The sequence below is a fragment of the Billgrantia aerodenitrificans genome (assembly GCF_021404405.1).
Lineage (GTDB): Bacteria > Pseudomonadota > Gammaproteobacteria > Pseudomonadales > Halomonadaceae > Halomonas > Halomonas aerodenitrificans.
In genome coordinates, this window is sequence record NZ_JABFTV010000014.1 from 86,105 (window position 1) to 106,217 (window position 20,113).

At 60.7% G+C, this 20,113-nt stretch carries 17 protein-coding genes; 1 reads left to right on the top strand and 16 read right to left on the bottom strand.

What is annotated here, in order from left to right:
• Positions 1 to 20: 20 nt before the first annotated feature.
• The 16 genes from HOP59_RS21555 to HOP59_RS21630 all read right to left on the bottom strand — a co-directional run bounded on the left by HOP59_RS21555 (position 21) and on the right by HOP59_RS21630 (position 19,331).
• Entirely contained in the window at positions 21 to 515 is a 495-nt protein-coding gene (locus HOP59_RS21555; protein ID WP_010628888.1) for a chemotaxis protein CheW, read from the bottom strand.
• A gap of 2 nt (positions 516 to 517) precedes the next feature.
• On the bottom strand, positions 518 to 2,653 hold the full coding sequence (cheA, locus tag HOP59_RS21560) for a chemotaxis protein CheA (RefSeq protein WP_010628889.1): 2,136 nt from the start codon (positions 2,651 to 2,653) through the stop codon (positions 518 to 520).
• A 28-nt stretch (positions 2,654 to 2,681) separates the two neighbouring features.
• Positions 2,682 to 3,629, bottom strand: a complete 948-nt coding sequence (motB, locus tag HOP59_RS21565) for a flagellar motor protein MotB (protein WP_010628890.1) — start codon at positions 3,627 to 3,629, stop codon at positions 2,682 to 2,684.
• Complete coding sequence (gene motA / locus HOP59_RS21570; protein ID WP_010628891.1) at positions 3,626 to 4,498, bottom strand: flagellar motor stator protein MotA; 873 nt, start codon at positions 4,496 to 4,498, stop codon at positions 3,626 to 3,628. Before motA ends, motB begins: the two co-directional genes overlap by 4 nt.
• Positions 4,499 to 4,673: 175 nt before the next feature.
• Positions 4,674 to 5,249 (bottom strand): flagellar transcriptional regulator FlhC, encoded by a 576-nt coding sequence (gene flhC / locus HOP59_RS21575; RefSeq protein WP_010628892.1) that lies wholly within the window; start codon positions 5,247 to 5,249, stop codon positions 4,674 to 4,676.
• Between the two features lies 1 nt (position 5,250).
• Positions 5,251 to 5,577 (bottom strand): flagellar transcriptional regulator FlhD, encoded by a 327-nt coding sequence (flhD, locus tag HOP59_RS21580; RefSeq protein ID WP_234255551.1) that lies wholly within the window; start codon positions 5,575 to 5,577, stop codon positions 5,251 to 5,253.
• Positions 5,578 to 5,895: 318 nt separating this feature from the next.
• Entirely contained in the window at positions 5,896 to 6,186 is a 291-nt protein-coding gene (locus HOP59_RS21585) for an EscU/YscU/HrcU family type III secretion system export apparatus switch protein (protein WP_010628894.1), read from the bottom strand.
• Positions 6,167 to 7,474, bottom strand: a complete 1,308-nt coding sequence (fliK, locus tag HOP59_RS23630) for a flagellar hook-length control protein FliK (RefSeq protein WP_141638632.1) — start codon at positions 7,472 to 7,474, stop codon at positions 6,167 to 6,169. Before fliK ends, HOP59_RS21585 begins: the two co-directional genes overlap by 20 nt.
• Positions 7,471 to 7,854 carry a flagellar protein FliT gene (locus HOP59_RS21595; RefSeq protein WP_026038176.1) on the bottom strand — a complete coding sequence of 128 codons (384 nt, stop codon included), beginning with the start codon at positions 7,852 to 7,854 and terminating at the stop codon, positions 7,471 to 7,473. Before HOP59_RS21595 ends, fliK begins: the two co-directional genes overlap by 4 nt.
• Entirely contained in the window at positions 7,855 to 8,274 is a 420-nt protein-coding gene (fliS, locus tag HOP59_RS21600; protein WP_010628897.1) for a flagellar export chaperone FliS, read from the bottom strand.
• Between the two features lie 70 nt (positions 8,275 to 8,344).
• Positions 8,345 to 9,709, bottom strand: coding sequence for a flagellar filament capping protein FliD (gene fliD / locus HOP59_RS21605; protein ID WP_234255552.1), 1,365 nt, complete (start codon positions 9,707 to 9,709; stop codon positions 8,345 to 8,347).
• Positions 9,710 to 9,843: 134 nt separating this feature from the next.
• On the bottom strand, positions 9,844 to 11,535 hold the full coding sequence (locus tag HOP59_RS21610) for an HD domain-containing phosphohydrolase (RefSeq protein ID WP_010628899.1): 1,692 nt from the start codon (positions 11,533 to 11,535) through the stop codon (positions 9,844 to 9,846).
• 58 nt (positions 11,536 to 11,593) lie between these two features.
• The gene (locus HOP59_RS21615) at positions 11,594 to 15,580 is read right to left on the bottom strand and encodes a sensor domain-containing phosphodiesterase (RefSeq protein WP_234255553.1); all 3,987 of its coding nucleotides are present in this window, start codon (positions 15,578 to 15,580) and stop codon (positions 11,594 to 11,596) included.
• Positions 15,581 to 15,648: 68 nt separating this feature from the next.
• Complete coding sequence (locus HOP59_RS21620) at positions 15,649 to 16,872, bottom strand: GGDEF domain-containing protein (RefSeq protein WP_234255554.1); 1,224 nt, start codon at positions 16,870 to 16,872, stop codon at positions 15,649 to 15,651.
• Between the two features lie 143 nt (positions 16,873 to 17,015).
• Positions 17,016 to 17,237 carry a DUF2835 domain-containing protein gene (locus HOP59_RS21625; RefSeq protein ID WP_010628902.1) on the bottom strand — a complete coding sequence of 74 codons (222 nt, stop codon included), beginning with the start codon at positions 17,235 to 17,237 and terminating at the stop codon, positions 17,016 to 17,018.
• A 147-nt stretch (positions 17,238 to 17,384) separates the two neighbouring features.
• Complete coding sequence (locus HOP59_RS21630) at positions 17,385 to 19,331, bottom strand: methyl-accepting chemotaxis protein (RefSeq protein ID WP_234255555.1); 1,947 nt, start codon at positions 19,329 to 19,331, stop codon at positions 17,385 to 17,387.
• A 372-nt stretch (positions 19,332 to 19,703) separates the two neighbouring features.
• Between HOP59_RS21630 and HOP59_RS21635 the strand changes: the two genes are divergently transcribed.
• Positions 19,704 to 19,964 carry a hypothetical protein gene (locus HOP59_RS21635; protein ID WP_234255556.1) on the top strand — a complete coding sequence of 87 codons (261 nt, stop codon included), beginning with the start codon at positions 19,704 to 19,706 and terminating at the stop codon, positions 19,962 to 19,964.
• Positions 19,965 to 20,113 lie beyond the last annotated feature (149 nt).

The window sequence follows — 20,113 nt, forward strand, 5'->3', positions numbered from 1 at the left end:
TCGTCAAAAACTTGACAGCCTCACTCGGCGACACGCTCGACCAGCTCCATCTCATCGCTGGTGAGCAGTTTGTCGATGTCGACGATGACCAACATGCGATCGTCGAGGCTGCCCAGGCCGCTGAGGAAATCCGACGACAGGGTGACGCCGAATTCGGGCGCCGGCTTGATCTGGTCCGGTGAGAGCGTCATGACGTCCGAAACGCCATCCACCACGATGCCGACGACACGATCTTCGACGTTGACCACGATCACCACGGTCTGGCCGCCGTACTCCACCTTGTCGAGGTGGAACTTGATGCGCAGGTCTACGATAGGCACGATGACGCCGCGCAGGTTGGTCACCCCCTTGATGAAATCCGGGGCGTTGGCGATGCGGGTTACGTTCTCGTAGCCACGAATTTCCTGCACCTTGAGGATATCGATGGCGTACTCCTCCTCGCCCAGCGAGAACACCAGGAACTCGCGATTGTGGGCTTCGGCCGCGGCCAGTGCTGATTCGTTCGTCTGGTTCATGATCAGGTCTCCAGCTCTTCATTGGTGAGGGCTTCGAGTGCCGGTTTGCGCACAGGTCGGCGCTTTTCCTTCTTTTCCCGGCTCAGGCGGTGCAAGCCGGTGATATCGAGAATCAGCGCCACGCTACCATCGCCCAGGATGGTAGCGGCGGAGACGCCCGGCACCTTGCGGTAATTGGTTTCCAGATTCTTGACGACCACTTGCTGCTGCCCGACCAGGTCGTCGACCAGCAAGGCATAGCGGCGCCCTTCGCCCTGTACGATCACGGCGATAGTCTCGGTCAGTTCAGTCTTGGCCTTGGGCACGTCGAGGGCTTCGTGTACAGCCACCACGGGCAGGTACTCATCGCGCACCTTGAGCACCACGTCGTCGCCGGCCATGGCATAGAGATCCTCACGCGACGGCTGCAGCGACTCGAGCACGGCAGAGAGCGGCAGGATGAACATCTCGTTGCCGACCTTGATCGACATACCGTCGAGGATCGCCAGCGTCAGCGGCAGGACGATGCGGATGGTGGTCCCTTCCCCGGGCTTGGACATGATCTGCACGTGCCCACCCATACCCTGAATGTTGCGCTTGACCACGTCCATGCCCACCCCGCGCCCGGAAACGTCGGTGACCTCCTTGGCGGTGGAGAACCCCGGCGCAAAGATGAGCTGCCACACCTCGTCATCGCTCATGGTGTCGCTAACCGGCAAACCGTTCTCCCGCGCCTTGGCCAACAGCCTGTCGCGGTTGAGCCCGGCACCGTCGTCGATCACCTCGATGATAATGTTGCCGCCCTGGTGTTTGGCCGAGAGCACCAGCTTGCCGGTACGCGGCTTGCCTGCCGCCTGACGTACGTCGGGCGGTTCGATGCCATGGTCGAGGCTGTTGCGCACCAGGTGCGTCAGCGGATCGATGATGCGCTCGGTGAGGCTCTTGTCGAGCTCGGTGGACTCGCCTTCCGTGACCAGCTCGATCTCCTTACCCAGCTTGGCGGCCGTTTCGCGCACCACCCGCGGGAAACGACTGAACACGAAATCCATGGGGATCATGCGGATCGACATGACCGACTCCTGCAGGTCCCGCGCATTGCGCTGCAGCAGGCTCATGCCGTTCTGCAGGGCGCTGTTGGCGACGTTGTCCATCTCGCTGACGGTCTGATCGAGCATCGACTGGGTGATGATCAGTTCGCCCACCAGGTTGATGATCTGATCGACCTTGTCGACGGACACCCGAATGGAGGTGGACTCGCCGCCGCCCTTGGCCTTGGCTTTCGCCTTGGCAGGCTTCTCGCTGTCGGGCTTGGCACTGTCTGTCTTGACACTATCGGTCTTAACACTGGCGGCGGACGAAGCCGAAGGGGTCGGCTCCACTGCGGCCTGAACCGGGGCCGACTGCACTTCCGCCACCTCTGTCGCCGCTGCCGGGGCTGCGGCTTGGGGCGCCTCGCCCGCATCGGCCCCACGAATCTTGATTTGATCGGTGTCGATGATGAAGCACATCACCGCTTCGATATCGTCGTTGCTCACGCTGGAACTGAGCGTGACCTCATAGCACGACTCGTCGCCCCCTTGTGCGACGACCTCGCCCAGTTGCCCCAGCTCTTCGACGAGAAGCTGGCGGTCCTTCTCCCCGACGTTGAGCAGCGCCACGACACGCAGATCGGAGTCGCTCGCCGCGCCCTGCTCCACGGGGGCTTCGGGCTCGGGTTTCGCTGCAAGCTGGGGGCTGGCCACCGCCGGCACCCCACTCTCCAGGTCCTGACCGATCTCCTCGAGCGCCAGACGCTGCAGCGTCTGGCAGATTCGCTCGAAAGCTTCCTGATCGGGCTCATCGCCATTGCGATAAGCGTCTAGCTGATCGCTGAGCATATCCTTGGTTTCCAGAAAGGTATCGACGATATCCCGACGCAGCCGAAGCTCGCCCTTGCGGGTATGGTCGAGCAGGTTCTCGAACAGGTGAGTCGTCTTCTGCAGAGCATCGAAGCCGAACGTGCCTGCCCCCCCCTTGATCGAATGGGCGGCGCGGAAGATGGCATTGAGCTGCTCGCTGTCAGGCTCGTCCACATCGAGCTCCAAGAGGTAGCGCTCCATGTCGGCCAGCAGCTCTTCGGCTTCCTCGAAGAAAGTGTCATAGAAATCCGTGATATCCATGCGCTTCACCACCTGGTGTCAAAAGGGGTTATTGGGGATTGAGCGTGCGGCGCAGACTTTCGGTAAATTGCTCAACGGGCGCCAGATCAACCTCGCTCTCCAGTCGCGCACTCATCGGGCTCGGCACACCTGGACCACCCAGAATACCCGGCCGACGAATGTACTCAGCCACCTCCGGCAGCAGCACCAACAGCTCGATGCGACGGTTGTCGGCATCGAACGGGTCGGTATCCGGTAACATGACGCGATCCGCGAAGCCCGAGACGCGAAGCAGCTTATCCGAGTCAAGCCCACCGGCCACCAGCTCACGCCGCGAGGCATTGGCCCGGTCGCTGGAGAGCTCCCAGTTGCTGTAGCCACGATATCCCCCCGCATAGGGGCGGCTGTCGGTATGACCGCTGATACTGAGGTAGTTGGGCAAGTCGTTGAGCAACGGTGCAATGGTACGCAGCAGACTTCGCATATAGGGCTCGACACGGTCGCTACCGATGGCGAACATCGGTCGGAGTTCATGATCGAGCAGCTGAATACGCAGCCCCTCGGGTGTCAGGTCGAAGCGCATCTGCTGGCGCAGCTCGCGCAATTCGGGATCGGCATCGATCGCCGCCTCGATACGCCGCTGTAGATCCATGAAGAAGCGACGCTGCTGCTCGCTGGGCCGTGAGTACTCCCGCGTATCGATACGAGCCCGCTCCCCATCGCTATGGGCCGGATCGGGGCCGCCGCCGGGAATGGCACGGGTACTGCCCGAGCGATCCCCCCCCATGACCGCGCCGGTCAATGGCGTACTGAAGTAATCCGCCACACCCTGACGCTGCTCGTCACTGGCCACCGACAGAATCCACATCACCAGGAACAGGGCCATCAGGGCCGTCATGAAGTCGGCCAGGGCGATCTTCCAACTCCCGCCATGGTGGCCGTGGACGACCTTCTTGCGCCGAATGATGATCGGGCGCTTGTCTCCCGCCGCACTCATTCCGCTGCCGCACCCGACTTGGCGTTACGCACGTAGGTCTCGAGCTCTGTGAAGCCCGGCCGATCGGCGGTGTGCAGGGCCTTACGGCCGAACTCAACCGCCAACTGCGGTGCGTAACCATGCAGGCTGGCCAGCAGGGTGATACGAATGCACTGCAGCATCTTCTCCGCCTCCTTGATCTGGCGCTCGATACTGCTGGCCACCGGATTGATGAAACCGTAGCCCATCAGAATCCCCAGGAAGGTTCCGACCAGAGCGTGGGCGATCATCTCCCCCATCTGCTCCGGCCCGGCATCGGCATAGGTCAAGGCCTTCACTACGCCCATGACGGCGGCCACGATCCCAAATGCCGGCATGGCGTCGCCCACCTTGGCGATGGCATCTGCCGGGATGTGCGCCTCCTGTTCAAAGGTCTCGATCTCATGGAGCATCAGCTCGTCGATCTCCATGGGATCCATGCCCCCGGCTACCATCAAGCGCAGGTAATCGGTGAGGAAATTCATGATCATCGGATCGGCCAGCACCTTGGGGTGCTCCTGAAACAGTGCGCTCTCCTGCGGACTGTCGATGTCGCGCTCGATGCCCAGCATGCCTTCGCGGCGCACCTTGGTCAGCAGCTTGAACTGGACTGCGAGCAGCTCCAGGTACATCTCTTTGTTGTACTTCTTGGTGCGCTTGAGCTTGGGGAATATCTTGAACGTGGCCTTGATCGCCTTGCCGTTGTTGGCAGCGATGAACGCTCCCACGCCGGCACCACCGATCATCAACAGCTCCGTGGGCTGGTAGAGCGGGCCAAGGAAGCCGCCGGCGAGCACGAAGCCACCGAAGACACACAGTATGACTACGATGTAACCAAGCAGAATCAGCACAACCGATACCCTTTAGTGGATGCGAGTCGTCGTTAACCCAATCTATCGGCCTGACTCGGCAACACTTGAGGCCACACAGAAAAAAAAGAGTGAATTCGAGTGGATAGACAGCAGAACGCCGCCCCGGCCGGGGCGGCGTTCAAAAGGTTTCATCGAGCGTTCGACGGCAAGCTAATCAACCGACACGCTTGGTCAGCACCATCTCTTGCTCGATCTCGGCAGCTTCACGCTCGCGACGCTTACGCGTCTTGCCGGCACGTGAGGGCGGCATGCAGATGCCGCAGACGTAATCGTGATCCGGCGTATGGGCATGAGCGACGAAGTGGCCGCTGCAATGCGTACATTTCGAAAGCTGCAACAAATCGCTTTCGAAGAACCGCACCAAGGTCCAGGCACGGGTCAACGCCAGCACCGGCTCAGCCTGGTCGATGCCGACCTGCTCACTGTAGAGGCGATAGGCAGTGACGAAAGCCTGCATTCTCTCGCACCCCTGCTCCTCGAGCAGATTGCGATAGATGTTGTAAAACAGCGAGGCATGCACGTTGGGCAGCCAGGTAATGAACCAGTCGGTGGAGAACGGTAGCATGCCCTTGGGCGGCGACATGCCACGCACCTCCTTGAACAACCGAATCAGGCGTGCCCGGCTCAGGTCGGTCTCGGTTTCCAGCACCTGCAGACGCGCCCCCAGCTCGATCAACTCGATGGCCAACTGGACCTGCTGCATCTCCTCGACGAGGCTTTTCTGTGACATCTCACACCCCCCGTGACATGGAAGTCGCTCCACGGCCTGCCATGAGCAGCGAGGCGTGGAACTGGGACAATCCATTGTCACGGGGGTTATCGATGACTTGACGCAGCTGCTCGGCACCTTCGAAACCAAAATGGCAGAGCAGCTGATTGGTGCGCGCCAGGCGGGTCAGCTGAATGACACCAAGCGACGAGAGAAGATCTGCGGTTTCACCATCGATCTTCAGGCGAAACATGGCCGCCGCACGGTCGTCGTTGAGCAGTCGCTGAGCCAGGAGCAGATAGGCAAGATTGAGCTCCTGGATTTCATCCAGGTGGTTCATGTTCTTCATTTTTAGGTTCCCTGCACGCGGTTGAATCACGTGTACTTATAGTTTTTTACATTCTGTGCCGGAGCTCAGAGCGCGCAGGCAAAGCAATACCTGACACGCACTGAAATCCTATAAAAGCTTACATCCGCATTGTGACCACTGTTTTGCAACCTGCCAACCACTAGTGCACCAGAGGCTCATTCAGGCATACTACTGAGCCTGCTAAGTCTTAAGGGTTAGATTGTTAACGCCTTGTGCAGCAACACAAAAAAAATCACACGACCCACTTGACAAAGCGATTGGAAAATACATCATGTTACAATTTTTTACATGAACACACTAATCGTTTCTTTGTAAATCCTGAGTGTCGGCGACTTCGTACACCCAAACGAGCAGTTCGGCGATGACCTGATAGAGCATCGGCGGGATGCGCTCATCGAGATCCAGCCCCATCAGCAGCGACACCAGTTCCGGTGCATCGTGGACATAAATTCCCTGCCGCTGAGCTTCGGCCAGAATTCGCTCGGCCATGTCACCGTAGCCCTTGGCCAGCACTCGCGGCGCATCATCGCCGTCACGATAGGCCAGCGCCACCGCCTGACGGCGACGCTCAGGCTTGGGTTTCGTCATAGCCCCCCCTCTCCACAACCGTCTCCCACGGACGAGCATCGATCAATACCGTCTCGACCCCAGCCGCCCTGAGCCGGCGCTCGAGCTCGGGTACTTCGGCCTGCAAGGCAGTCAGCGCAGTATGGTCCCGGCTCGACAGCTGAAGCCGGAGCCGGTGCTCCTGCAACCACAGGGCAACACGAATCTCACCCAACTTGGGCACCGTCAACCGGAGCTCGGAGTGCCAGGCTTGGGATGTGGCGTCCTCTTCACCGCTGTCGGCCTCATCCCCATCGCGCCGGGCACCGGCGGGCATGTGGATCATCAAGGCCAGGAAAATGCCCGACCAGACATCCCCCTCCCAACGCAGGATGGGCGTTACCAGCATCTCGAGCTGATGACGGACCACCCCTTGAAGACTTTCGTGCACAGGTTCGCCGCGAGCCCGCAGCGAGGGATCTACGACTTCACGCGCCGACATCTCCCCACCCTCACGGGACACGGCGGACATCGGAACATCCCTTGCCGCTCCCAGGTGGGCAGATTGCGCTTCACCACCCGGACGCTCGCCGCGCGCTGCAGCGGGATACAACGATTCTGTCGAGATATAGGTTTGCGCGGCCTGCGCCGCCTGCCCCGGAAGCGCCTGGCCCTGCATTGCCTGCCCCGGTATCGGCTGACCCGGGCTCGCCTGGCCAGACCCTGGCGGCATGCCTGTGAATGGCTTTTGCCCGGCCAACGGTGCGGCAGGCGCAGAGCCGGTGGTTCCGAGCGGTGTCGATGCCAGCGTGAAGCGCAGCGTACGCATCATCTGCGGCTCGCGCTCCAGCTGTTGGCGGCTCACATCGCCCCGATACCAGCGCGAGAGGTGCGATTCGTAAAAAAGACCGCTGTCGCGTATGGCTGTCTGCAGCCTGTCGGCCAGCGTGGTGGCGCCCGGCGCCTCGTTCGCCCCCATCAGTGGAGCAGGTGCGCTCAATACCGAAGGTGGGGCGGGAAAGCGCAGCAGAAGATCGGCAATGGTTCGGGCCGAGGGGCTGAAGTGGGTCTGGGTGGAAGCGGGTGGCGATAGCACATCGGCTCGCGGTGTCTGACCTTCGCCACGCTGGGTGGAAGTCGTCGCACCGGGGAGTGGCGCCACGGCAGGCCGTCGCCCGTCCAGCCGCGAGTCGCTATGCAGGGCTCGGGGGCCCTCACCCGGATCGACCGGGCGTACGGGCTCGTTCAGGTCGCGTGGTGGCGCCGTATCGACACGCTTGCCCAACACCTGGTGGAGCAGCGTATCCAGCAGGGGCGTGATGCCACTCACGGCGTCTCCGGATCGAACTTGTCTCTCGCTTCGACGACCGAGGCTGCCTGCTTGCCATAACTACGATGCAGATCACGCTGCCGTCGGCTGGTGCCCATCAGCTGTCCGAGTTCGTTGCGGCGTGCCAGCAGTTGCTCGCGAATGGCCAGGTCGTCGGCCAGAATCGCCTCGAGCAGATCAGCCTTGAGCTGAACCTCCGCCTGGTTAAGCTCGGCCTCCTTGTCAAGCTGCCGGAGCTGGTCCGCCAGCTGCAGGTAGCCCGACTGCCGCTCGATGAGGGCGTCCCACTCACCGGCTCTTGCCAGCTCGAGCATGATAGCAACCTGCTTCCGGAGTCGGGTATAGCCGTCAAGGACAGCACGTGGGGTGGACATTGCCATTTAGCCTTGCGCTCCCGCGCTGCCGATCTCGCGCCAAGCCGATGCGATGTCATCCAGAAGCTTCTCGGCTTGGTCGAGACTTTCTTGATCGTTGTGCAGGTTGGCCGCCAACAGCAGCCTGCCGATGTAATCGTAGAGTGAACCAAGCCGCTCGGCGATCTCGCCCCCCTTCTCGGTGTCCAGCGCGGCCAGGAGGCCGTTGTTGACAATATCCAGCGCCTTGGAGATGGACTTGCCCTTCTCCGCCGTGTTGCCGGCTTGCATATGGATACGCGCCGCGCGAATGGCGCCTAGGGCACCGTCGAACAGCATCACGATCAGTTGGTGGGGCGAGGCCGACATCACGCCGCTTTCCACTCCAACCCGCGCATAGGCACCGGCACCACGGCCGTAAGCGGCGGCTCCTCGCATGACAGTCATGGCGAAACTCTCCTATGGTGGCATGACTTGAATGATTGTGGCGTCAGCCTCGGCACAGCCGAGGGCACCCTTATCTCTTGCGCCCAAGCTGGGCATTCATGATATCGAACTGCTGGAACAGGTAATCGCTGACCTGATTCATGCTGGCGATCATGGCGTCGAGCTGACCGAACTGTACGCGGTAACGCTGTATGGTCTGCTCGATGCTACGTTCCATGCGCTCATGGCGCTCCTTGAGGCCGGTGATGCGTGACTCGAGCCCACGCTTGGCATTGTCAAGCAGCCCACGATCGCGCAACACTTGGTCCAGGGTCTCTCCCAGCTTGCCCGACAACCCGCCCGCCTTGTTCTCACCAGCAAAGAAACTGGCCAGCGCCTGAGGGTTTCCGGCAACCAGGCCGCTCATCTTCTCTTCATCGAGCTTAAGCGTGCCATCGCGCTGCAGGGTGATCCCTAGATCCGACAGCATGCGCAGTTCGCCTTGCTCAACTCCACCACTCAGCACGCCGCGCAGACGCGACTCTACGGTGCGCAGAGCACCATCACCGAGCAGCTCACCAGCCGCACCGGTGTCGGCATTGAAACTGGTAAGTTCGCTGACGGTCTTGCGCAGATCGTTATAAGCCTTGACGAAACCACTGATGCCCTCGCGTATCGCCAGAGTGTTGCGCTCGACTACCACGGTGACACTACCGTCCTCTTTGGTCTTCTCTTCCAGATCCAGCGTCACCCCCTGGATAGCCCCTTCCACCTGGTTGGTCTGGCTGGTGATCTGGATGCCGTTGACGGTGAGCGACGCGTTCTGAGCATGGACCGTGATCTCGGCCCCGGCCCCCAGATGGGCAGCTAACTCGCCGGAAAACTCCGCCGTGACCGCCGACTCGGTGCCGGTCTTGTTGGACGTGATCACCAGGCGATGAGGCTTGTCTTGACCATCATTGACGATAGTCGCCGTGACACCCGACTTGCTGTCGTTGATTGCCTTACGAACATCCTCGAGCGAACTCTTGGCAGGGTCGATGGCGATCTCTTTCGACGTGCCGTTACCAAGCGTCAAGGTGATCTGCCCTGCGCCAAGCTTGGCCGTCCGACTCTCCACACCATTGGCGACGATACCCTGGGCGGTAGCCAGCTTATCGACATTGACCGAGTAGCGCCCCGGCGGCGCATCCGATTTGGCCGCCGCCTTTACGCCACTGCCGACGACATTGCTCGAGACGTTCTGGAAGAACTTCGGATCGTTAAGCTTGGCGGCTGCTTCCTGCAGCTTGGTCAGCGCGCTCTGCAGCTTGCCATAGGCCGATATCTTGGCCTGATGGTTCTTCTGCTGCAGCTTGATCGGCTCGAGTTTCTTGCGCTCGGCCGCATTGAGCTGATCGAGCAAGCCGTTGAGATCCAGCCCGGAACCAATGCCAAGTGAGCTTATCGTCGTCATGACGCTTCCTTTTCCATGCAGCTATTCTGGCAGGCTTCGCGCCAAGGGTTCCGGTGAAAAGCCCGCGACCTAGGGGTTATTTCGCTATATCGGCAGAAAATGGGCCAACTTTAGTCCTGCTGACGGGAGAATCGTCAGGTCGAAACAGGCACCTCCTCGACCATCTCGCCCAGGCGCGATTCGACATCACCGCGCAACACCTCGCCCATGGTCTCAGCGGGCGGAACCGCTTCGTCGGCCAGCTGTACCTGAAAGGGCTTGCCCTGCTGATCGAGGCGCTGGATCCAGCCCAGCGCACCGCCGGAGAAACGCACCAAGGAGCCGATCGGACGCAGCCCGAAGCGCTGCACGTAACGCTTTACCCAGCGCGGGTCGAACTGCTCAGGAGACTTGAGCAGGTGCCGATAGACAGTATCGATACGCCAAGCCGGTCGGTCGGCACGGTTGCGGCGCATGGCATCCACCACATCGACGACCGCACTCATGCGCGCCAACTCGGAAAGTCCTTCACTCATGAGACGCTTAGGGTATCCGCTACCATCCAGTCGCTCGTTGGCGCTGACCACCACGGCGTGCAGCACCTTCTCCGACAGCCATTGGCAGCGCTCCATTCGCTGCATCAGCAGATCGACATGCTGCTTGAGCTGGGTATGCTCATCCGGCCCAAACGAACCGGCCGCAAGCAGGCCGGACGGCAGCAGCCCCTTACCCAAGTCATGAATCATCGCGCTCGCGGCAACGGCCTTGCGCACATCCCGCGGCACCGAACTCGTACCGGCCAGGGCCAGCATATGCACGGCCACTCCCAGTCCGTGACGCACCAATACCGGCTCCTGGCTCAGGCAGCGCGTCGCGAATAGCAGCGCCTCGATATCCTCCTCGGCCAGTTGGAGCAGCATGTCGGCATGCCGGGAGAGCTGTACCGGATCGACGTCGTCGCCCTGCTGCAGTTCCAGCAGTTGCGCATCCAGATAGCCTGCCACCCGCGCCAGGCGTCGCGCCATGGGAGTGGGATAGGTCAACAAGTTACGCCTGCCTACCGCTGGCGAAGCACCGGAAGATTGGCTCTGGAACAGCATCGAGGGCAGTCGCCCTACGTCGGATTCGTCGCTATAGCGTGATGATTCGCGCTCGATCTCACGAACGAAGAACCATAGCTTGCGCTCCTGTTCGGCACTGCAAGCGTGGAACTGAAACCCCACTCTCAAGGTCTGGCGGTCACTGTCCGCCACCTGATGGCGCGGGGCAGCCTGCACCATGAAGCGGCTACCATTGGGAAAGCACAGCTCGACCTCCACCAGAGCCGCTTCGGCCAGCAGAGCGGCAGCCGAAGAGGGCAGCTCCAGTTGACACCCCTGCTGCGAGAGATCCTTGAGGTCCCCCTGGACCGTAGCATCGCTCACTCCTTCACTGGCACGCAGGATGGCTCCCACTTCCATACCCAGCCGCAGCCGGGCACGGTAGGCCTCACGCCGCTGCAGCTCTTCCAGGTAGTGAGGATAATCGCACTGACATTGCACCCGTCCTTGCAGGACCTCTACCTGCAGAGCCTTGAGTGCAGGCGTACGAATCATCTTTCCGTGTACCTGGCCCAACAGGCGAAACCCGATACCCCGCTTCAGTTCCCCCACGATCTCACGCACCGCCGTGATGTCGATAAGCATCGATGCTGGTGGCGTCTGCTCCATGACCACGACCGGCATGGGGGCACTGCCTGGCTTGTCGAGCAGCAGTGAGGCACCGCCAGGCTGAATCATTTGATCCAGCAACACCTCGATCTCGCTCGGACTCCCCACCCGAATGAATTCATCCCCTTGCTGCCCCATCCTCGCCTCTCCACCCTTGGGTCACTGATATTTTTTGTCTTACGATTGTCGTTTCCGTCTACGAAAACCTGCTGGCCGGCAGTGCATCGCCCTCGCTAGTGACGGTCGGCTGTCCCAGGTAAGCACGCAACTTTTGCAGCGGCATGGGGCGGGCGAAGAAGAAGCCTTGGAACACATCGCAGCCATGCGCCGCCAGGAAGTCACGCTGCTCGGCATCTTCGATGCCTTCCGCCACCACGGCAAGCCCCAGATGGTGCGCCATGGAGATGATGCCCTGGACGATCGCGCCATCATGACGGCTGGTGGCGATATCGCGTACGAAACTGCGGTCGATCTTGATCTTGCCGATCGGCAACTGTTTGAGATAGCTCAGGCTGGAGAAACCCGTGCCGAAGTCGTCGATGGAAACCTCGACGCCCATATCACGTAGGCGATGCAGCGTTTCGACGGCAGCGGCCGAGTCGGCCATCAGGATACCCTCGGTCAGCTCCAGCTCGAGATATTCCGGCGCAAGCCCGGTCTCGAGTAACGCCTGCTGCAGGTTGGACAAAAAATTTGGCCGCCGGAACTGCAGCGGCGAGAGGTTGACCGAAACGCGATACTGGCCATAACCCTCGGCCGCCAGCCGACACATGTCCCGACAGGCCTGACGCAATACCCATTCACTGATAGGACCGATCTGACCGGTATCCTCGGCTAAGGGGATGAACAGGCCGGGAGAGAGATAACCCTTGACGGGGTGCTTCCAGCGCACCAGCGCCTCGACTCCGACCACATCGCCGCTATGGGCATCGAGCAGGGGCTGGTAATGGAGTTCGAAGTTCTCCGCCTCGATCGCCTCCTGCAGATCGTTGCGCAATGCCATCCGCGCGCTGACCTCATCGTTGATATCGCTGGTGAAGCACTCCCAGGCGTTTCGCCCCTTCTGCTTGGCCCGATACATGGCCATATCGGCCTGCTGGATGAGCTCGACCGGATTCTCCAGCTCATCCTGCAAAAAGGCGATACCGACACTGGCACCGATGTAAAGCTCATGCTCGGCAACCCGGAACGGGCGTCGAATACATGTGAGCAATCGCTCCACCAGACGAATGGCACTCTCCTCACGAGCAAGCTCAGGCAGCAAAATGACGAATTCGTCACCCCCGAAGCGGGCCAGCGTATCGCCGGGATCCAGCTCGTCCGCCAGGCGCTGGGCAACCTGAATCAGCACCTGATCGCCCACTTCGTGACCGAGGCTGTCATTGATCGGCTTGAAATCGTCCAAGTCGACGAACAGCACCGCCAGGATGCGGCCATGGCGCTTGGCCAGCTGAACGTCATGCAGAAGGTGGTCTTCGAACAGAGAGCGATTGGCCAACCCCGTCAGCGCATCGTGGCTGGTATGGAAGGAGAGCTTCGCCTCATAGGACTTACGCTCGGAGATGTCATGCTGAATACCGACGAAATGCGTTACCGTGCCTTCTCCGTCTCGCACCGGGGCCAAGTAGAGATTGTTCCAGAAAGGCGTACCATCCTTACGGTAATTGCACAGCGTGACGTTGATCTCGCGCCGCTCGGCCAGCGCCTTGCCCATCGATGCCACCGCTTCCGGATCCGTCTCACTGCCCTGAAGGAAGCTGCAGCTACGCCCCAGCACCTCGTCGCGTCCATAGCCGGTGATGCGCTCGAACGCCTCGTTGACGTAAATGACCGGCTTTCCCTCTGCCCTGGCATCAGCAATGACGATGCCGTTGATACTGGCCTCGACACTGCGCTGGAGAATACGCAGCTCCGTCTCTCGCCGATGCTGCTCGGTCATGTCCTTGGCAATACCGTAAAAGCCGATCACGCTACCATTGACGACGATGGGCAAATTGGTCACATCTAGATAGACGGCCCGCGCCTCGCGATGGTAAATGGTGGCGGAATAGCGGAAGGCCTCGCCCGGGTCCGCATTGCGGAACAAGGCTTGGATACGCGAACGATCCTCGGGCAACACCAACACCGAATAATGGGAGCCGATGAGCTGCTCCATGGCGTAGCCCGTGATCTTGCTGCACGCAGCATTGACCGACGTAAAGTGTCCTGCCAGATCGAGCGAGAACACCGCATCGGGGTGATAGGTGAACAGCGAGCGGTAGCGCTGCTCGTTCTCCCTCAGCGCCTCACGGTTGCGTTCACGCTCCACCGCCAGGGATACCAACTCGGCGGCCTCGACCACGCGGCGCCGGTCGCTTTTCCTGGGCTCGCCCGGCTCGCGATAATAGATGGCAAAGGTACCCAACACCTCCGAATTGCTGGCCCTCACGGGATATGACCAGCACGCCTTGAGACCGTGCTCGGCGGCGAGGGCATGAAACCCTCGCCAGTTGGGATCATGAGCGATATCGGCACATACTACGAAATCACGGATATACGCCGCCCGACCGCAGGCACCGTTCTTCGGTCCTATCGCGGTACCAGTGACCGCGTCGCAGTATGCTTGAGGCAAGCTGATACTGTAGATTCGATCCAGATAAAGACGCGTCTCGTCGCACAGCATGATCGATACGATGCCACCAGGCACCTGCGCCTCGACAATGCGGCAAATGGCTCCGAGCGTTTCTTCCAACGGCTGATCGCGGGCAATCAAGGTTTGCACGCGCTGTTGAGCCCGCAGGTGCCGCTGAGTACGCGCCAGGGCCAGTGAACGGCGGCGGCTCAGATCGGCCATGGCCAGGCTGAATGCTAGCAGGTAGCTCAACACGAGCCCCGCCACCCCTACGCCCAAGGGGATTGCCTCGCCCAGACTGGACATCGCGAAGGGACCATCGCCCTGAACCTTGACGCTCAAGGTGACTCCCCCGGGCAGTATCAAAAAGCCCTGCTGAAGCTCGGTCGCCACTTCGCCCGAGACTCGATTGGCCACCATCAGGCTTCCCTGGCGTCGAACGGAGAGTGCAAGCGGCGTAGCAAGCGAATGGATTTCCTGTTCCAACAGCCGGCGCAGGTCAAGAACGGCCATCAGCCGCCCCTCGGCAAGCTGACTCAGCGGTACTGACACCACAGCCAGCTCAGGACGAGCGGCATCGGGCAAGACCCAGCGTGGATACTCCCCGCCGACTGCCAACCAGTCGAGCAACCAGTCATGCTGCTCCAGCCAGTTGAGTAACTGGAACGACACTTCTCTTTCCCGCCCCCACTGAAACCGCTCGCTCTCACCATCCTGCCAGTAGAGCGATAGCAGGCTAGGCAGGTCACGGAAATAGGTATCGGCTTCGACCTGCCGAAACGAGGGCGGCGGCAATCCTCCGAACTCAGCCCAGCGAGCTGCCATGCGTTGCAGCTCACGCTGATGCCTGTCCACCACGCGCTCTGCACTGACCTTGAAGTTATTGAACAACTCGGCTGCGTGCTGCTGTCTGGCATCGTACTGCTGCCAGGTGAGCGCGTACCAGGCGAGGCCGCTCGACAGGACCCCACCGGCCAATGCCATGACCACACTACGAATCAGCACAGGAGAGACGGTAGGGTTGCGGGCCATCAGCACCATGGCGGTGCCCGTCAGCAAGGCAGGCAAGGCAGTAAATGGCGTGGCAAAGGCGGCGCCCCAAGGGCTAGGTATAAGCAAATCGGGTCTTAACCCAGCGACGATGCTAAGCCCACCGACCAGCACGATCCCCACGCCACCGAGCCACCAGGAGAGACGACCTCGCGCAGAGCCGATACCTGCCATGAGACAGATCGAAGCGATCAGTACTGCAATGCTGGTTGCAGGAGAAAGTGATATGTACTGCGGCAGCACCGCGACTCCCCCCGGCGGTAGCCAGGTCAGCGCGGGAGCGAACAGGCCGAACGGAAGTAACAGTGCTCCACAGCACTGTGCCATCTTGGTTCGACCCAGCAGCGTTGCCAGCAGACCGGCGCCCACCAGCAGCATGATGGGCAAACTGACCCAAGCCGGCTGCCACTCCACCGGAAGCTGCCAGCTCGCCAGGCCATTGATGCCTCCCATGACCAGCAGCAGAAGCGGCACGAGTAGCAGCCAGGTATGCAACGCTACCTGCTGTGAATTGTTGGGCATCAGGACCCCGCTAGACGACTCTCTATGAAATCGAATATCGGCAGGTGGTCGAAAGACTTGAGGGGGCGTCACTCTCCAATCAAAGGATCGTTAGCCCCCATGACCTGGTTGCGCCCCTCCCGTTTGGCCCGGTACAGCGCCTCATCGGCACGTTTCAGCGCTTGCTGGGGCGGCTCGTCCTGCAGCAGCCGGGTCACACCGATGCTGGTGGTTACCGCTATGATCTTGCCGTCGTGGTCGGTGAATTCGCTCTTCTCCACGGCATAGCGAATGCGCTCGGCAACTTCCATCGCTCTAGCTTCACCGCTGCCCACCAGAATGATGACGAACTCCTCGCCACCATAGCGAGCAACACAATCGTGCCGACGCGTCTGCCTCACCAATAGGTCCGCGAACTGACACAGCACCCTATCGCCCGCCGAGTGCCCGTAGCTGTCGTTGATACGCTTGAAATGGTCGAGGTCCAGCATCAACAACGAACAGGGCACGTTACCGAAACTCCCCTGCCCCTCGGTTGCGCGCTGCCAGGTCTGCACTTTGCTCAGATGCACCTCGAGCGCCCCCCGGTTGAAGAGACCGGTCAGCGGGTCGTGGGTCGCCTGGCGATAGAGCCGTAACAGCAGGCTGAGCTGGAAATGGTTGGCCGCCAGGGACACTACCAACAGGGTCGCCAGTAACCAGAGGCTCTCTACCCCTTGTCCGCTCAGCCAACTGCCATCGGTCAGTTGCGCAAAGGCCAGTAGCCCCAGCATGGCGAGGCCGGCCCCCAAGGATTCCAACAGCGTGAAGGGAAACACGCTGAGTGCCGCTACCAGCAGGAAAGGAATGAAGCCATAGCCAACCAGGTTTACCAACTGCTCCTGCGGTAGGATGACCAACACCAGCAAGTAGAAGGCCGCCGGGAGCGCCAGTAGCATGCCAGCGCTGAAACGAATGCGCCGGATTCGCTCGCGGCTGAGATAGGCCAGCGCCAGCACCCCCACCAGTCCCAGCATCAGCATGACCCGTCCCAGCAACGTATAACGCAGAAGTTCGACCGGTAGTACCAAAGTGTCCACCACGATCCACAGTGGCGAAAGCAGCGCAAAGATGAGCCCTAGCGCCAGCACTCGGCTGCGCAGGTAGCGGGCATGAGCGAAGGCAAAGTCCCGTGTATGGTGGCGACTGCTCAGGGTATCGCGAAGAGCGCTCAGACCGACGAACAGCTCGTGGCCTACCTCGGGCGGTTCGGCCAGGGCGTCCAGGCCACGATTTTGGTACTCGCGGGGTTCCCGCGATTTGCTGGTAAACATGATAGGGTCCTTGTACACGGCCACCCGAAGCTGGCCGATTGGCACGGACCAGGTTATATCAGAGCTCTTACAACCTAACGAGATGCCGAAGTTTGACATTCGACAAACAGAGCGAAGATTAAACGCTATTTCGATTGGAGCGGCTATCTCAGGCGGACAATCGCGCGAAAGCGACCTTCTGAGGAGAACGAGAGCCGAAAGGTGCCGTGTACACCGTCACGCGTCACCACGCGCCGCAGCGCTTCAGCGGGAAACACCACCCGGCGGCCATCGAGGCTATAGGCCAGCACCTGCCCTACCCGACCCTCATAGTGAGCCAGGCAAGCCTCGGCGGACAGGTCGATGACGACATCGATACTAGGCATGGGGAAAGGGCACCCGGCAGATCGGAACGCCACCAATAGTAACCGATTCCCGTCACCCGGAGCGCCATCACGGCGAGGCCGTTGAGCTTGCATGATGATGAGACTGGCCACCGCCGTGCAGTATAAGCTAAGCGGTGGCCATTCGTATCACGCCAACTGGGATAACGTCTTACCCTCATCGACCTTGAAGCGCTGTACCAGCCTCGCCAGCTCCCGTGCCTGATCGCTCAGGGAGTGGCTAGCGGCGGTGGCCTCTTCCACCAGCGAAGCGTTCTGCTGTGTTACTTCGTCTAGCTGGCTAACCGCCATGTTGATCTGCTCGATGCCAGACGACTGCTCGGTAGCAGCGGTAGCAATCTCGCTGATGAAGCTCGAGACCCGCTGCACCCCCTCAGCAATACTCGCCAGCTGCTGACTTGCCATACTCACCAGACGCTCGCCCTCATCGACGCTTGCAACACTGGAATCGACCAGCTCGCGGATCTTGCTGGCCTCGGCCGAGCAGCGGCCCGCCAAGTTGCGTACCTCAGTGGCGACCACGGCAAAACCACGGCCGTGTTCGCCAGCCCGCGCCGCTTCCACAGAGGCGTTGAGCGCCAGTAGATTGGTCTGGAAAGCGATGCCGTCGATGGCCTCGACGATGCTCTCGACCCGCTTGTTGGCCTGCTTGATGCTACCCATGGATTGAGCCGCCTGCTGCCCCACACCACTGGCATTGCGCGCCTGCTCATCGAGATCGACAGTCAGCTCACGCGCCTGAGCGGAGGACTCGGCCGTCTGGCGAACGGTGGCGGTCATCTGCTCTAGGCTCGATGCCGTCTCGACCAGCGAAGAGGATTGCTCCTCGGTACGGCTGGCCAGGTCCTCGTTGCCCTGAGCGATCTCGCTGCTCGCCACGCTGACCGATTCGGCAGTCCGCCGAATGTCGCTCATCATCGCCTGCAGTTTCTGCTGCATTTCATGCATATGTGCCAGCAGGCTGGTGGTGTCACCGGGCTTAACCGGCACTCGCATGGTCAGGTCGCCCTGCACTACGCGCCGAACCACATCGGCAGCCCGCCGAGGATCGCCCCCCAGGGTCTTCACCACCGAACGCACCACGCCCATGCTCACCAGCACGGCGATCGAAACGATCAGCGCGGTGATACCCACCAGAATCCAGAACAACCGGGACACCTCGGCCAAGGCCTCGCGCTCGGGCACCTCCACCACCAGCCCCCAATTGAGCAGCGGCAGGAAGGTATAACTGCCGATCACCGGAGTACCGGCGGCGTCTGCGTAGCGGCCCACCCCGTGCTCACCGGCACCGATGGCCACCGCCGCCTGGGTAGCCAGCTCGCGGCTTTCACCCGCCAGCGCCGCCACCGGGGTCACCGGCATGCCATCTCCACCCAGCAGATAAGTGTCGGAGCTTCCGCCGAGCGACATCTCAGCCATACGCTCGAACAAGACGTCGAGCCGCACCGCACCGCGCACCACCCCTACCACCTCGCCGTTATCGCCAAACACGGGCGCCACCACGTTGCTCACCTGATTGCCGGTGGCACGCGACACCAGCGGCTGGGAGAACACCGGCTGGCCCTGAATCGCCTCGCGGAACCAGGCGCGGTCTGCCACCTGGAACTCGGCGGCTTCCTCCGCAGACATCACAGCGGCACGCCCTTCGAAACTCACCCCCGCTACTCCCACGCCGTCGGCGCCAACGAAGAAGATCGTATCGTAGTAGCCGCTCTGTTCGGCAAGGCGCGTCAGCAGGTGCTGGAGAGGTTCGACCTCTACTTGGCGTACGGGGTCGAGCCCCGCCACGAAGGCGATCTCATCCTGGCGGGCACCGAGCCACTGGGTGAAGGCACCGGCCATCATTTCGCCGGTACCCTGCAGTTGATTGACGGTAGCTTGTGTGAAGGACTGACGGTACTGGGCGTAAACCAGGCCAGCCACCAACATCACCGAGATGAGCACCAAGGAGACAATCATCAAGGTCAAGCGGGTACTGAAGCCCAGTCGCTCCGGGCGTGGCGTCGGCTCATGCGATTTTTCCGCCGACCACAAAGGCTCGGCATCATGGATGTTGGTCAGCGTTATGGAATTCATCCCTTGCTCTCCTGCCAGGCAACCTTTGGCGAACAGAACGCTCAGTGAAGGCTGTCGTTATCGTTGTGCTAGCACATAGGCAGGCCGGGCCTGCCTATAGACCTTATCGGCCTGGGAAGAACGGAATTGAGGAAAAGAGAGCAAAAAATTGACAAATGTCAAATTTCTTAATCAGAAATTACCGATTCATACGGACTCGGGCCAGTCTAGGATGTCACCCAGCCGGTAGGCTCGGCGGTGTCCGAGCCTCTTCAATAGGGTTCGCTAAAGTTACTCACAATCTCGCCGATAACCACTGCCGACGCGCTGATTTCCATACCGATATCAGCTCATTTTGAATCAAATGGATACAGTGATTTAAAAGGAGAGGTAATGAGTTCACCGGAAAACACCAAAACCGAGGACACCACTACTGATACGCATCACGGTCTCTTCACCTTGGCCAACGCGTTCCGTGTAGCCGCCGTGCTAAGCACCGTCGTCGGCCTCTACCTGTTTTTTCAGGCTATTCAATTTGCCAATATCGTCGGTGCGGCTGCCTATGAGGCGGGGCTTTTCCAACTTGGCATTGCGGTCATCGTATCGCTCTTTCTACTGCTGGGTGAAAAGATTTGCCGCTATTTAGATGACTGAGGGCCATGAAAAAACGAACCCCGCCATTCTGAACTGCACCCCGAAAGTTGGACACCCAATCCAACCTTCGGGGTGTTTTTATGAGCAATCGATACGATGAGGGGTTCAAGCTGCTGGTGGTGCAGCAGTGTTTGCACGATGACACCAGC